Annotated in this window: 16 protein-coding genes; 10 read left to right on the forward strand and 6 right to left on the reverse strand. The window is 28.6% G+C overall.

What is annotated here, in order from left to right:
- Positions 1–413: 413 nt before the first annotated feature.
- Together AACZ53_RS09545 and AACZ53_RS09550 are read right to left on the reverse strand one after the other, a co-directional pair.
- Positions 414–863: a peptidylprolyl isomerase gene (locus tag AACZ53_RS09545; protein WP_339837588.1), complete on the reverse strand. Its 450-nt coding sequence runs from the start codon at positions 861–863 to the stop codon at positions 414–416.
- A gap of 450 nt (positions 864–1313) precedes the next feature.
- Complete coding sequence (locus tag AACZ53_RS09550) at positions 1314–2780, reverse strand: aminoacyl-histidine dipeptidase (protein ID WP_339837591.1); 1467 nt, start codon at positions 2778–2780, stop codon at positions 1314–1316.
- 98 nt (positions 2781–2878) lie between these two features.
- On the opposite strand from AACZ53_RS09550, the gene AACZ53_RS09555 reads away from it, so the two are divergent.
- A complete protein-coding gene (locus AACZ53_RS09555; RefSeq protein ID WP_339837593.1) occupies positions 2879–3943 on the forward strand; it encodes a DUF3810 domain-containing protein in 1065 nt (354 codons plus the stop codon).
- A gap of 48 nt (positions 3944–3991) precedes the next feature.
- Here AACZ53_RS09555 and AACZ53_RS09560 read toward each other — a convergent pair whose 3' ends face one another.
- Complete coding sequence (locus AACZ53_RS09560) at positions 3992–5296, reverse strand: NAD(P)/FAD-dependent oxidoreductase (protein WP_339837595.1); 1305 nt, start codon at positions 5294–5296, stop codon at positions 3992–3994.
- A 157-nt stretch (positions 5297–5453) separates the two neighbouring features.
- Between AACZ53_RS09560 and AACZ53_RS09565 the strand changes: the two genes are divergently transcribed.
- The 3 genes from AACZ53_RS09565 to AACZ53_RS09575 are packed head-to-tail and all read left to right on the forward strand — an operon-like array spanning position 5454 to position 7431.
- Positions 5454–5948 (forward strand): sigma-70 family RNA polymerase sigma factor, encoded by a 495-nt coding sequence (locus AACZ53_RS09565; protein ID WP_339837598.1) that lies wholly within the window; start codon positions 5454–5456, stop codon positions 5946–5948.
- Positions 5949–5950: 2 nt separating this feature from the next.
- The gene (locus tag AACZ53_RS09570; protein ID WP_339837601.1) at positions 5951–6568 is read left to right on the forward strand and encodes a hypothetical protein; all 618 of its coding nucleotides are present in this window, start codon (positions 5951–5953) and stop codon (positions 6566–6568) included.
- Positions 6569–6573: 5 nt separating this feature from the next.
- Positions 6574–7431, forward strand: a complete 858-nt coding sequence (locus AACZ53_RS09575) for a TraB/GumN family protein (protein WP_339837603.1) — start codon at positions 6574–6576, stop codon at positions 7429–7431.
- Between the two features lie 30 nt (positions 7432–7461).
- On the opposite strand, the gene AACZ53_RS09580 is transcribed toward AACZ53_RS09575, so the two are convergent.
- Together AACZ53_RS09580 and AACZ53_RS09585 are read right to left on the reverse strand one after the other, a co-directional pair.
- Entirely contained in the window at positions 7462–8265 is an 804-nt protein-coding gene (locus tag AACZ53_RS09580) for a lysophospholipid acyltransferase family protein (RefSeq protein WP_339837605.1), read from the reverse strand.
- A gap of 44 nt (positions 8266–8309) precedes the next feature.
- On the reverse strand, positions 8310–8951 hold the full coding sequence (locus AACZ53_RS09585) for a CoA pyrophosphatase (RefSeq protein ID WP_339837608.1): 642 nt from the start codon (positions 8949–8951) through the stop codon (positions 8310–8312).
- Between the two features lie 68 nt (positions 8952–9019).
- On the opposite strand from AACZ53_RS09585, the gene AACZ53_RS09590 reads away from it, so the two are divergent.
- From AACZ53_RS09590 to AACZ53_RS09615, 6 genes are all read left to right on the forward strand, one after another.
- The gene (locus AACZ53_RS09590; RefSeq protein WP_339837610.1) at positions 9020–9463 is read left to right on the forward strand and encodes a DUF4268 domain-containing protein; all 444 of its coding nucleotides are present in this window, start codon (positions 9020–9022) and stop codon (positions 9461–9463) included.
- Positions 9464–9534: 71 nt separating this feature from the next.
- Entirely contained in the window at positions 9535–10014 is a 480-nt protein-coding gene (gene msrB, locus AACZ53_RS09595; RefSeq protein ID WP_339837613.1) for a peptide-methionine (R)-S-oxide reductase MsrB, read from the forward strand.
- A 60-nt stretch (positions 10015–10074) separates the two neighbouring features.
- A complete protein-coding gene (locus AACZ53_RS09600) occupies positions 10075–10281 on the forward strand; it encodes a hypothetical protein (RefSeq protein ID WP_339837615.1) in 207 nt (68 codons plus the stop codon).
- 35 nt (positions 10282–10316) lie between these two features.
- The gene (locus tag AACZ53_RS09605; RefSeq protein ID WP_339837617.1) at positions 10317–10562 is read left to right on the forward strand and encodes a hypothetical protein; all 246 of its coding nucleotides are present in this window, start codon (positions 10317–10319) and stop codon (positions 10560–10562) included.
- The gene (locus tag AACZ53_RS09610) at positions 10550–11224 is read left to right on the forward strand and encodes an NRDE family protein (RefSeq protein ID WP_339837619.1); all 675 of its coding nucleotides are present in this window, start codon (positions 10550–10552) and stop codon (positions 11222–11224) included. Before AACZ53_RS09605 ends, AACZ53_RS09610 begins: the two co-directional genes overlap by 13 nt.
- Before the next feature lie 167 nt (positions 11225–11391).
- Complete coding sequence (locus tag AACZ53_RS09615) at positions 11392–12267, forward strand: D-alanine--D-alanine ligase (RefSeq protein WP_339837621.1); 876 nt, start codon at positions 11392–11394, stop codon at positions 12265–12267.
- Position 12268: 1 nt separating this feature from the next.
- Here AACZ53_RS09615 and AACZ53_RS09620 read toward each other — a convergent pair whose 3' ends face one another.
- Positions 12269–13513 (reverse strand): T9SS type B sorting domain-containing protein, encoded by a 1245-nt coding sequence (locus AACZ53_RS09620; RefSeq protein ID WP_339837623.1) that lies wholly within the window; start codon positions 13511–13513, stop codon positions 12269–12271.
- Positions 13514–13635: the final 122 nt, after the last annotated feature.

Raw genomic sequence — 13635 nt, forward strand, 5'->3', positions numbered from 1 at the left:
ACTACTAAAAAGAAGTGAAATAAATTTAATCTAAATCCTTAAGTTCTAAACAGCAAAATAAGTGGAATTTTTTTGTTGCTCAAAATTGACTACAAAAAATAAAAATGCTCCTATATTATTAATCATTACTTTAATAGTATTTACAAGTTTCACCTCGAAAAAGCATAAAATGTAACCTATCTAAATGAATCAAGCCTCGAAATAAAACAAAGATTCTTTAATAAATTGTTGATGGAACAATAATAAGGCTAATCATAGAAGAAAATACAGATTAATTATAAAAGCATTAAATGTTGCTGGTGTATTAGACCTAAAAATAGGGAATTATAATTTTCTGCCTATAAATTCTGATAGCCTTTGTTAAAAACGTTTTAACAAAGGCTATCAGGTACTTTAAAAATAAGTAACTTATTTTAATTTATAATCTCTGCAGTATCAAAAATTGCTACCACTTCAAGATCAAAAGTAAGGTCTTCACCTGCTAAAGGATGATTTCCATCTATAACAATGCTTTCGTCTTTGACTTCAACTACCAATAAATTCATTTCTTGACCATCTGATGATTTAGAAATCAGCCCCATACCAACTTCGGGTTTTATGTCTTCTGGAAGTTCAGTTCTTTTTACTTCTTGTTTTAAATCTTCATTGATTGCCCCATACGCTTCCTCTTTTGCAATCGTAATGGTTTTTTTTTCATTTAATTTCATGTCAATTAGCCCATTTTCAAAACCAGGTATTAACTGTCCTTTTCCTAAAGTAAATTCTAACGGTTCTTTTCCTTCAGAACTGTCAAAAACCTTTCCGTCAGACAATTTACCAGTGTAATGTACTTTAACCGTGTTGTTCTCTTTAACTTGATTCATACTCTATTCATTTAATTTTAAAAATACTCTTTGCATAATTCTTACGCAGCAAACATTTTAGTTAAAAACTTACTAATACAATAGCCGCCAAAATCAAGCCAAAAAGCCAAAAAACAAAAATGAATGTTTATAAACCAACCAATTGATAGGTATTAAATGCAAAAATGGGCTGCATCCCTTTATCGGTAGTAACGAACAATATTATGCCCTTTTTTAAATAATAACATAATAAAAGTCAATCGGAAGATATGTCAGTTAAAAAGAACTTCTTAAACAATTTGTGCCAATACCATAAACGCCTTTAAATTGCTAAACTAAAAAAAAACTAAATAAAAAATATGTCAAATTAAAACAGTTAAAAAATGGCCCTTTTAATAAAATACGCAGTATCAGAAACAAAAAAACCTCGTTCATTACAAACGAGGCTTTCTTTTATATTTCTTCTGTCTTCTAATTTCTAACAGGAATATTCTCTAAAACTTCTAAAACAAATTTCCAATATTTTTGCGCAGAAGAAATACTAGCTCTTTCATCAGGACTGTGTGCTCCTTTGATGGTTGGCCCAAAAGAAATCATATCCATATCAGGATAATTTGTTCCTAAAATTCCACATTCTAATCCAGCGTGACAAGCTACAACATCTGCTTTCTTAACGTTTTGTTTTTCATAAATGGAACTCAAAACATCTAATATTTCAGAATTTGCATTTGGTGTCCAACCTGGATAACTTCCTGAAAATTCAACTTCACACCCCATTAATTCAAAAGCTGAACGCAATGAATTCGCTAAATCAAATTTAGCGGTTTCCACTGAAGAACGCGTTAAACATTGTACAGATAATTTTCCTTCACCAACAATTACTTTAGCAATGTTATTTGAAGTTTCAACCAAATCAGCAAAATCAGCACTCATTCTATAAACTCCATTGTGAGCTGTATATAAAGTGCGAACTAAAAAGTATTGAGCCATTGGAGGCATTACTTTAGCAGGAGTAGTCTCTGATTTCTCAATTACAACTTCTAAATTCGGTTCCGTTGTTTTTAATTCGGTTTTAATTTCATTAATGATGTCTTGCATGTCAAACACAAAAGCTTCATCATAAACATTAGCAATCACAACTTGCGCAACACTTTCACGTGGAATAGCATTACGCAAACTTCCTCCTTTTATAGAAGCAATTTGCAATCCAAAATCATCAAAACCATCAAATAAAAGACGGTTCATAATCTTGTTAGCATTTCCAAACCCTTTGTGAATATCCATTCCTGAATGTCCCCCTTTTAAACCTTTTACAGTAATTGTATAACCTACAGCGTTTTCTGGAGTTTCTTCTTCATCATATTCAGCCGTAGCAGTAACATCTACTCCACCAGCACAACCTATGTCAATTTCGTCATCTTCTTCTGTATCAAGATTTAAAAGAATTTCTCCTTCTAACATGCCACCTTGTAAACCCATTGCACCAGTCATTCCGGTTTCTTCATCAATTGTAAACAAAGCTTCAATTGCTGGATGTTTGATGGTTTTACTTTCTAAAACTGCCATAATTGTAGCAACTCCTAACCCATTGTCTGCACCAAGAGTTGTTCCGTTTGCTCGAACCCAATCCCCATCAACATACATTTCAATTCCTTGTGTATCAAAATCAAAATTAGTATCGTTATTTTTTTGATGTACCATATCTAAATGCGATTGCATTACGATGGTTTTTCTATTTTCCATTCCCGCTGAAGCTGGTTTTTTGATAATCACATTTCCAACTTCATCTTTTACTACTTCGAATCCTAATTTTTTTCCAAAATCCATCATAAAAGCAATGACTCTTTCTTCTTTTTTAGATGGTCTAGGCACTGCATTTAGATCTGCAAATTTGTTCCAAAGTTCTTTAGGTTCTAGGTTTCTTACTTCTTGGCTCATTATATTTATGTTTTTGTAAGTTTCAAAGTGCAAAGTTACAAAGTTTAATTTCTTTAGGAATTGATTTGTAGTTATATTTACGTTTTTAAATTATGACTGTGCAAAGAAAATACATTTTACCTATACTATTAATTGTCCAAATCATCCTTGTAAAGACTCTAGCTTTGTTTCCTGAAACTATAGAAAACTATTACAGTAATGGCCTATACCCTATTCTTTCAAAAGGTTTGAGACTTACTTTTGGTTCGCTTTCTTTTTCATTTGGTGATGTTATTTATGGCGTTTTAATTTTCTTATTAATCAAATGGATTTTAAAAAACAGAAAAGGGTTTTTCAAAAATTGGAAAGCAAATGGTCTCTGGTTTCTAAGCATTCTGTCCATATTTTATTTCTTCTTTCATTTTTTATGGGGAATGAATTATTATCGAATTCCGTTACACGAAAAATTGAAAATCAACAAAGAATATGCATTAGCTGATTTAGAAAAGTTGACTAAAAAAATGATTGAAAAATCAAATCAATTACAATTAAGAATAACATCAAATGATTCAGTTGCTGTAATAAATCCCTACACTGAAAAAGAGATTTTTGAAATGGCTCAAAATGGTTTTCACAAGTTACCAAAAGATATAAAAAAATTTGATTATCATACTAAAAGTATTAAACAATCCTTATTTAGTATGCCTTTGAGTTATATGGGTTTTGGTGGTTATTTGAATCCTTTTACTAATGAAGCTCAAGTCAATTATTTGAAACCAAAGTATTCAATACCTTTTACTACTTGTCACGAAATGGCTCATCAAACTGGAATTGGTTCTGAAAGTGAATGTAATTTTATTGGTTATTTGGCAGCTATAAATAATTCAGATGATTATTTTCAATATGCTGCATACACAACTGCAATTAGATATTGTCTTAGAAACTTAGAAGAAATCGAAGAAGGAAAAAGTAAAATATATCTAGAAAAATTAAACAAAGGTGTTTTGAAAAACTTCAATGAAAATGAAGTCTTTTGGAAAGAATATCAAACTCCAATCAATACTTTTTTTGAATATTTTTACGATAATTTCCTAAAAGCAAACCAACAAAAAGATGGTTTAGAAAGTTATAGTAAGTTTATTGGGTTACTTATTGGTTATGAAAAAGTAGGCAGTATTCAGTAATTAGTTGATAGTTTTACTAAACACTTAAAAATGAGCACTGAACACCACTTAAATCTCATCGCTAGTAAAACTAACGGCTTGCTTCTTTTTATAAGGTCGAATAATTAAACGTGCTTCTCTATCAAAACGAATATAATTATAAACCCAATTTAGGAAAACAACAGCTTTATTTTTGAAACCAATTAAAGAAAACAAATGCACAAACATCCAAACAAACCAAGCAAAAACACCACTAAACTTATAGTTTGGCAAATCTACAACAGCTTTGTTTCTTCCTATTGTTGCCATTGAACCTTTGTCTTTGTATTCAAAGGGTTTCATTGATTTTTTATCTAGCAATCTTACTATATTTTCTGACAATTGTCTTCCTTGTTGCATAGCAGGTTGAGCCATCATTGGATGACCTTGTGGAAATTCTTCGGAAATCATGGAAGCAATATCGCCAATAGCAAAAATATTTTCATAACCTTTTACTTGATTAAATTCATTGACTTTAATTCGATCAGCTCTTTCTATTAAACTTTCAGCGGATAAACCGTTTACTAAAGCCCCTTGAACGCCAGCTGTCCAAACCACTGTTGCACTATCAAATGATAAATCTGAATTTGTGGCAACAATTCTGCCATCATAACCTGTCACACGAACGTTTTTCCAAACACTAACACCTAATTTTATTAAAAATTCTTCTGCTTTTTTTGAAGCGTGTTCGCTCATAGTGTTCAAAATTCTATTACCGCTTTGAATTAGATTAATTTCCATTTTTCTAACATCTAAGTCAGGATAATCTTTAGGAAGAATAGCTCTTTTCATTTCGGCTAATGCTCCAGCTAATTCAACTCCAGTGGGACCACCACCTACTAAAACAAAATTCATTAAACTGTGACGCTCTTCAATATCGTTTGTTAATAAAGCTTGTTCAAAATTTTCTAGAATTAAACTTCTTATATTTAAGGATTGAGGAATGGTTTTCATGGCCATACAATTGCGTTCCATTTCTTGATTTCCGAAAAAATTGGTTTTGGAACCTGTTGCTAAGACTAAATAATCATATTTTAATTCACCTATATCAGCAATTATTTTATTGTTTTTGGTGTCAATTTCTTTAACATCAGCCAAACGAAAATAAAAATCATTTTTTTCCTGAAGTACTTTTCTAATAGGGTAAGCAATTGAATCAGGTTCTAAACCACCTGTTGCTACTTGATACATTAAAGGTTGAAAGTTGTGATAATTATGTTTGTCTAACAAAACAACTTGTATGTTTTTATTGCGAAGTTTTTTGGCTAATGCTATTCCGGCAAAACCACCACCTATTATTACTAATCTAGGGAAACTGGAACGTGATATATTCATTATTTTTAATGATTTTATAGTAGAACAAATATACAATTGTTAGTCAAATTTTTTGTAAAATTTATGAAATCATTCGTGGAATTACAATTTATCGATTAAACGTGCTAAAAAAATCAGTATACTTGTAACAACATTACCTTTTGGTATACTTATAGATATGAATCCAGAATCAGAAGAACTTTTTGTAAAACAATTACAAGAAAATCAGAATATAATACACAAAATTTGTAGGTTATATACTTCTGATGATGACTCGCACAAGGATTTGTTTCAAGAAATAACAATCCAGTTATGGAAGGCTTTTCCGAAATTTAGAGGTGATTCTAAATTTACTACTTGGGCTTATCGTGTTGGATTAAACACTGCTATTACACTTTATAGAAAAAAGAAACGATCGATTGATACTATTGAGTTTAACAATACATATCATAGAGTAAAACAAGAAGATTATAATTTTGAAGAAGAAGAGCAGTTAAAACTACTTTATAGTGCCGTTAACCAGCTAAATGACATTGAAAAAGCTTTGGTTTTTTTATATATAGAAGATAAAGATTATGCTGAAATATCGGAAACTTTAGGAATTAGTGAAGTAAATGCAAGAGTAAAAATGAATCGTGTAAAAGGAAAATTAAAAAAAATATTAAATCCGTAAAAATGGATGAATTAGATATATTAAAAAAAGATTGGAAGAATAAAGACCATTCTTTTAATCAAATAACCGAAAAAGAAATTTATGGAATGCTTCATAAAAGATCGTCTTCTATAGTGAAGTGGATTCTGATTATAAGTATTTGTGAGTTTTTAATTTTGAGAATACTAGATATTTCGAGCTTTTTTGATAAGTCGAGTGTTAAAATGATGGAAAAAAATCATTTATATAACTTCAGTTTATTTTTAACTATTTTTAATTTAATTGTATTCTCAGGATTTATTATTTATTTCTATAAAAATTTCAAACAAATAAGTACAACTTCTTCGGTAAAAAAATTAATGTCAGATATTTTAAAAACAAGAAAAATAGTAAAATATTACATTTGGTATAATTTAATTTTAGTCAGTATAACAACCTTTTTTGTCCTTAATTCCTTTTTTAAATACAATAATGAAATTAATGAACTATATGAAAAATTTCCTTCCGTTTTTATCATTAGTAGTATAGTTATTATTGCTTTTATTGTTTTTGTTTTTTGGGCAATATATAAACTTTTATATGGAATATTACTTAGACGACTGTTTAACAATTATCAAGAACTAAAAAAACTTGAAATATAAATAACATGAAACAAACTGTTTTTATTTTAATTTCAATTGTGATTGGTTTTGTTGCCAATGCACAAGATTTAGAAAAAAGTTTACTGTGGAAAATTTCTGGAAATGGATTAGAAAAACCTTCTTATCTTTTTGGAACAATGCATGCTGTTTGTGAAATAAATTTCGACGATGCTATAAAAAAAGCATTAGATGAAACTTCACAAATGTATCTTGAGATTGACATGGATGATCCAACTTTACAAGCTACTATGATGAAAGGAATGATGATGAAAGATGGCGTAACAATGTCTTCCTTAATGACTGAAGAAGAAGTAATAATAGTGGATGCTTTCTTAAAAGAAAACGTGAATGTTTCAATTAAAATGGTTGATAGATTTAAGCCTTTTATGATAAGTGCGCTATTTATTCCAAAACTTTTAGAATGTCCAATGCAAACCATTGAAAATGAATTGGTAAAAATTTCTAAAGAACAAAAAGAAGAAGTTTATGGTTTAGAAACAATTTCAGACCAATTAATTGTTTTTGATAAAATTCCATATAAAACTCAAGTGGAAGAATTAGTCAAAACAGCAAAAGATAATATGGTTAAAGACAAAGCCGAATTGAAGCAAATGTTAACCATTTATAATGATGAAGATATTGAAGGAATGCTTGTTTTAATAGAAGAATCAGAAAACAAAGTTTCATCTGATTTTAATGACATTTTATTAAATGATAGAAATGCAAATTGGATTGCGGTTATAGAAAAAGTTTCAAAAGAAAAACCAACATTTTATGGCGTTGGTGCTGGACATTTAGCTGGAGAAAAAGGAGTTATTAAACTCTTACGCAAACGCGGATATAAAGTTGAAGCCGTAAATTAAAAAAAACATCAAATTAATGATGGTCTTTTTTTAATATTTCCAAAGTCTATCTTTATTAAGTTTAGCTTCTTCATCTAAAACTTCTGCCGGAATTACTTTTAAGAAGGATTCATGTTGTTCAATGGCATATTCCATTTTTTCTACAACATCATCAACAGTATCGTTTTCATAATCAATTTTCAAAGGCTCTTTGATTACCATAGATTGCAAAATACCTTTCTTTTTAATTCTTAGTCCTTTTCTATCAAAAGAACGTCTAAATCCATCAATAACAACAGGAACGACAATCGGTCTGTGTTGAAGTATAATATGAGCTGTTCCTTTTCTAACTGGTTTAAACGAACGAGTAGTTCCTTGTGGAAATGTAATTACCCAACCATCATCTAATGCAATTTTTATATTTTCAGTATCACTTGGGTTAACTTCTCTTTTTACATCTTTACCTTCGGCTCTCCAAGTTCTTTCAACAGTTATGGCACCAACATAAGATAATATTTTTGGCAAAATTCCAGATTCCATAGTTTCTTTTGCAGCAACGTAGTAAACATTCATTTTTGGATTCCATAAATATCCGACGTTTTTAATATTATCTTCTCTACCTTTTAAACTGGCATTAAATACATGAAACATAGCAACAACATCAGCAAAATAGGTTTGATGATTAGAAATAAAAAGTACATTTGTATCTGGTAAATTTTTAATAATTTCCGAACCTTCAATATGCATTTCATTAAAACCTCTGTATCTTCTGTGTGTTAAAGCTCCAAAGATTCTTATTAACCATTTCTTTATGAATAATATATGTCCAAAAGGATTTCTTTTAAATAAACCCATAGTATTTTAAAATTTTTTCAAGGATACAAATGTAATAAAACCTTTTAAATTATAGCGTTTTTGATATTTTCCTTTAACTCACTCATCATCATAGCAGTTGCGCCCCATACTACATATTTATCAACCATAAACGCAGGAACCTCTAAATCAGTAGCATAAGACGTAGTCATCTTAACTTTTGAAATAGTAGCATCATCTAAAAAAAGTGATAATGGAAACTCTAAAACACGCTTAACTTCGTGTAAATCTGGAATAAATTGCAATTCTTCGTGAGAAATTCCCATATATGGATAAACTAAAAAATTACTTGGTGGAATATAAATTTCACTAAATGGCTTAATAACTTGTATTTTTTCAGGATGAATTCCAACTTCTTCATGCGTTTCTCGCAAAGCTGTTTCTTGAAGATCTAAATCCTCTAATTCAACTTTTCCACCAGGAAAACCTATTTGAGAAGAATGAACACCGGGATAAGTGTTTCTAACTATTAAAGCTAAATGCGTTACACCCTTTTTAGGGTAAAATAACATTAAAACAGCTGCTTTTTTAGGTTTTTTATCAAGGTAATTGATTTCCTTTAAAAAAGAAATTCGTTCCAAAGGTGCCATTTTTGCATGAGCATCTGAGGAAAGAAGTTTTTCTTTCTGTATTTTTGGAATATATTTGATAAAATCAATAAAAAGCATACTTTTATTTTTAATTGCTAGTTTAAAGATAATCGAAATTTTAATTTCAACACAAATTTCCTATAAAAATGTTTAGTAAAGAAGAGGCACAGCGTATAAAAAGAGAGTTTTGGGTAACTTTTGCCGAAGAACATCCAAGAAAATGGATATTATACAACACCAAAATAAAAGATGTTGCGTTTAAATTCTATATTGACAATAAAAAAGCACAAGTTTTACTCGAAATAGAACCAAAAGACGAAAAAAACCGTATAGTATATTATGAGAAGATTGAATCTCTTAAAACCATACTATTAGAAGAATATTTGCCCGATGCTGTTTTTGAACGTGATTTATACCTACAAAACGGTAAGGCTATTAGTAGGATTTGGGTAGAAAAACTAAATGTAAGTAGCAATAACAAAAACACTTGGCCTGATGTTTTTGATTTTTTTAATGAAAAAATGGATGCTTTTGAACGTTTCTTCTATGAACATGAAGATTATATAAAAGATTTAAAAATAAATACATAATTAAATTGATGTCACTAATCTAACAACAATTTAATTTTTAAAAAAGTAATTTTGACTAAAATAAATAAGATATGAAAAAGATTTTTGCATTAATAGTGTTAGTAACATTACAATCTTGTTACTCTCAAAAAAAAGAAGAAGTAAAGCCAGCTATAGTTAAAACGGATGCTGAATGGAAAAAACAATTAACTCCAGAGCAATATCAAGTTCTAAGAGAAAAAGGCACAGAAAGAGCATTTACAGGAGAATATTGGGATCATTTTGAAAAAGGAAATTATGTTTGCGCAGCTTGCAACAATGTTTTATTTTCTTCGGAAATGAAATTTGAATCAGACTGCGGTTGGCCTTCGTTTGACAAAGCCATTGAAGGTTCTGTTAAATATAATGAAGATTATAGTTTTGGAATGGCACGAACAGAAGTAGTTTGCGCAAAATGTGGTGGTCATTTAGGTCACGTTTTTGATGATGGTCCAAAAGAAACTACTGGAAAACGTTTCTGTACTAACTCGGTTTCTGTAAAATTTATTCCAGAAGGGAAAAAAGTGGAATAGAGAAAACTCTATTTGTCATTTTAAATATATTTATTAATTTTAAGAATCAAAATTTATAACATGCTCATAGCTTCTATTAAAGAAAATTTTAGTGAAATAATAAGTCTTTTGTCTAATTTAGAAAAGGAAGAATATACTATTTGTCATCAAGAATTAAGTAATGCAACAATTGGTGAACATACTAGGCATATTATCGAAATGTATCAATCATTGCTAAAAAACTATCAGAATGGAAATGTGAATTATGACAAAGAGAAAGAAATTTAAGTATTCAAACTGATAAAGAGTTTGCTATTAAATGCATGAACGAAATACTATCAGAAATTGACAAACCAAATAAAAATTTAATCCTTGAACAAGGACATGAAAACATAAATTATAGTATTTCAACAAATTATGAAAGAGAATTATTGTACAATTTAGAACACAGCATTCACCATCAAGCATTAATAAAAGTGGCTGTTTTAAAAAACCCAAGCATTAAGATATGTGAAAACTTTGGTGTTGCGAAATCTACAATCGAATATAGAAATCAATGTGTACAGTAAGTTTTGTTCCACTTAAAAATAGTTATTGCATAACATCAAATAGAGATGAAAGTGTTAAACGGGAAAAAGCAATTCCACCTTCAAAATATTTAATCAATAATAAAGAAATCTACTTTCCAAAAGATCCAAAGGCTGGAGGAACATGGTTTGCTCATAATAAAAAAAGCACGATTGTTTTGCTTAACGGTGCTAAAGAAAAACACATTCACAAAACAAATTATAGAAAAAGCAGAGGTTTGATTGTACTAGATCTTATTACCTCAGAAAATCCAATTAAAGAATGGAAATCAATAGATTTAGACGACATCGAGCCATTTACAATTGTATTATTTTCTGAAGAGAAATTATTTCAACTACAATGGAATGAGGTTAAAAAAAATAGTATTGAGTTAGATACAAATGAAAACCATTTTTGGTCATCGTCAACTTTATATGAAAAAGAAATAAGAAAAAAAAGAGCTACTTGGTTTCAAGATTTTATTAAATCTGAAAATGATTTGAATAGTCAAAAACTATTAAATTTTCATCAATTTACAGAAAGTAAGAATAAAAATTTTGGATTACAAATTAATAGAAATAACATCTTAAAAACTATTAGCATTACACAATGTATTATTTCTAAAAATGATATCATATTTAATTACATTGATTTATTAGACTAATGAAGAATACAAAACTTTTTATACATAAACTCACAAATTGGGAATATTGGCCCTATCAAGTGCTTTACACACCTGTCTATTTTCAATATTTATACTATGTTGTTAGAACAAAGTCTTTCTTTTTTTTTAATGCCTCAAACCCTACTATTAAAAACGGAGGCTTTTTTATGGAATCAAAAAAAGAAATTTATGATTTAATTCCTCAAGAATACTATCCAAAAACACTTTTATTCAAAGCTAAAGAAAAGATAAAAGTAGTCGATGAAAAGTTACAAGAAAATGGAATAAAATTTCCTTGCATAGCAAAACCTGATATTGGTTTACGAGGCACTGCAGTTAAAAAAATTGATAATTTAAATGAGTTAGAAAAATACATAAATCAAGGCAATTTTGATTTTCTTATTCAAGATTTAATTCAATATGAAAATGAAATTGGATTATTCTACGTTAAATTACCAAACTCAGAAAAAGGAATATTAACAGGAATTGTTTCAAAAGAATTTTTAATTTTAAAAGGAAATGGTAAAAATACAATTAGAGAACTTCTTAAAAAAGATCCAAGATTTGAATTACAAATTCCAGTTTTACAAAAAGAATTTTCTGAAATTATTGACAATATTTTAGAAGAAGATAAAAGTATAAATCTTGTTCCATATGGCAACCATTGTAGAGGAACAAAATTTATAGATGCAAGTCATGAAATTACACCAAAAATGATTGAATCCTTCAATGGAATATGTTCTAAAATTGAAGGTTTTCATTTTGGAAGAATGGACATAATGTATTCTAACTATACCGATTTAGAGCAAGGGAAAAATTTTCAAATTATTGAGATAAACGGAGCCATTAGTGAGCCAACACATATGTACGACCCAAAACATTCTTTATTATATGGTTGGAGAGAACTGACTAGACATTTTCATTATATGTACTTAATAAGTAAAGCAAATAATAAAAAAGGGGCAAAATATCTAACTTTTAAAGAAGGAGTAAATGAATTTAAAAATCACCATAAACATTATGACAAAATACTAGAGTTTTAAATTATCTTTTTAAAGAAAAGTGTCCTTTATATTCATTTCCATTTTCTAATACAACCTTAAACCAATAATCAGTAGCTGGCAATTTACTTCCGTTAAAAGTACCATCCCAACTATCTTGATTACCATTTAATAATTTTATTAATTTTCCATATCTGTCATAAATAGAAGTTTTAATTTTTGGTTCTAAATTTGAAAATCTTATTCTCCAATAATCATTGAAACCATCATTATTTGGTGTGAAAAACTTAGGATACATCATTAAAAAAACACTTTCATAAGCCACTCCACATCCTTTTTTGTCTCTAACATAAACAGTATATTCTCCTCCAGGTACATTGAAAAAATTAGACGATTCTTGATAATTATAATCATCTAAAGAATACTCATAATCTCCTTGTCCTGTAACTGTAACAAAAACAGAATTACCATTATTATTTAAATCTTCTATTTCTACATTTATTATAGTTGCAATATTTGAATTATTAACTACAAAATCTTTTGTATTTTCACATATAATGTCTCCATAATCATTAAAAGCTGTCAATGAATAATTTCCTTCTTGATTAATTGTTGTTGAAGAAGAAGTTGAACCATTAGACCATAAATAGCTTGAATATCCAGTTGGAGCGTTTATTGTTATACTTGTTCCAACACAAATGGCATAAATATCATTTAGGTTTAATTCTGGTTTATTTTTTACAAATAGCTTAAAGTCAGAAATATCATTACATTCAGGATGCAAATTATTTTCAATTCTTACAAAAATAGTTTGAGGGTTAGAAATATTAGTATAATTAATTTGAACTTCATTTAACCTTTGTTGAGCATCTGTTAATGACAAATGAAAAGTAATTGTAAATTCAGATGATGATTGTGAACCTAAAACAGTAAGTAATTGATTTGAAAAATCAAAATTTTCTAAACCATCATTACTAGAATCATCACATAAACTAATATTAGTTATTGCGTTAATTATAGGTTTCTTAAAAACTTTGATAATAAAACTAGTAATATCATAACAAACAGAATTAGAATTACTCTGCAAACGAACAAATATTTGTTGTGATTGAGTACTATTTTGATAATTATTAGGCAAAGAATTTGAATTACTATCAGCTTCTGCTTGACTTAAATGATAAGTAATTATATAATTTGATGGATTTAAACCATTAAGTATTGTACTGTTTTGATTAAATAATGTAAAATTTTCAATTCCGTCATAAGGTAAACTTTCACATTTAACCATATCAGGTGGCTTATTGGCTGTGGGTTTTTGAATTAAATTTACTGTAAAACTTTTAATATCATTACAGTTTTTATTTGTTAAACTATATATATTATGAAATCAAATTAACAGCTTATAGAGAT

This window comes from uncultured Flavobacterium sp. (assembly GCF_963975005.1).
Taxonomy (GTDB): Bacteria; Bacteroidota; Bacteroidia; order Flavobacteriales; family Flavobacteriaceae; genus Flavobacterium.

Coding starts and splice junctions, on each gene's coding strand:
- AACZ53_RS09545 (WP_339837588.1), bottom strand. CDS start 863: ATGAATCAAGTTAAAGAGAACAACACGGTTAAAGTACATTACACTGGT.
- AACZ53_RS09550 (WP_339837591.1), bottom strand. CDS start 2,780: ATGAGCCAAGAAGTAAGAAACCTAGAACCTAAAGAACTTTGGAACAAA.
- AACZ53_RS09560 (WP_339837595.1), bottom strand. CDS start 5,296: ATGAATATATCACGTTCCAGTTTCCCTAGATTAGTAATAATAGGTGGT.
- AACZ53_RS09565 (WP_339837598.1), top strand. CDS start 5,454: ATGAATCCAGAATCAGAAGAACTTTTTGTAAAACAATTACAAGAAAAT.
- AACZ53_RS09570 (WP_339837601.1), top strand. CDS start 5,951: ATGGATGAATTAGATATATTAAAAAAAGATTGGAAGAATAAAGACCAT.
- AACZ53_RS09575 (WP_339837603.1), top strand. CDS start 6,574: ATGAAACAAACTGTTTTTATTTTAATTTCAATTGTGATTGGTTTTGTT.
- AACZ53_RS09580 (WP_339837605.1), bottom strand. CDS start 8,265: ATGGGTTTATTTAAAAGAAATCCTTTTGGACATATATTATTCATAAAG.
- AACZ53_RS09585 (WP_339837608.1), bottom strand. CDS start 8,951: ATGCTTTTTATTGATTTTATCAAATATATTCCAAAAATACAGAAAGAA.
- AACZ53_RS09590 (WP_339837610.1), top strand. CDS start 9,020: ATGTTTAGTAAAGAAGAGGCACAGCGTATAAAAAGAGAGTTTTGGGTA.
- msrB (WP_339837613.1), top strand. CDS start 9,535: ATGAAAAAGATTTTTGCATTAATAGTGTTAGTAACATTACAATCTTGT.
- AACZ53_RS09600 (WP_339837615.1), top strand. CDS start 10,075: ATGCTCATAGCTTCTATTAAAGAAAATTTTAGTGAAATAATAAGTCTT.
- AACZ53_RS09605 (WP_339837617.1), top strand. CDS start 10,317: ATGAACGAAATACTATCAGAAATTGACAAACCAAATAAAAATTTAATC.
- AACZ53_RS09610 (WP_339837619.1), top strand. CDS start 10,550: ATGTGTACAGTAAGTTTTGTTCCACTTAAAAATAGTTATTGCATAACA.
- AACZ53_RS09615 (WP_339837621.1), top strand. CDS start 11,392: ATGGAATCAAAAAAAGAAATTTATGATTTAATTCCTCAAGAATACTAT.
- AACZ53_RS09620 (WP_339837623.1), bottom strand. CDS start 13,513: ATGGTTAAATGTGAAAGTTTACCTTATGACGGAATTGAAAATTTTACA.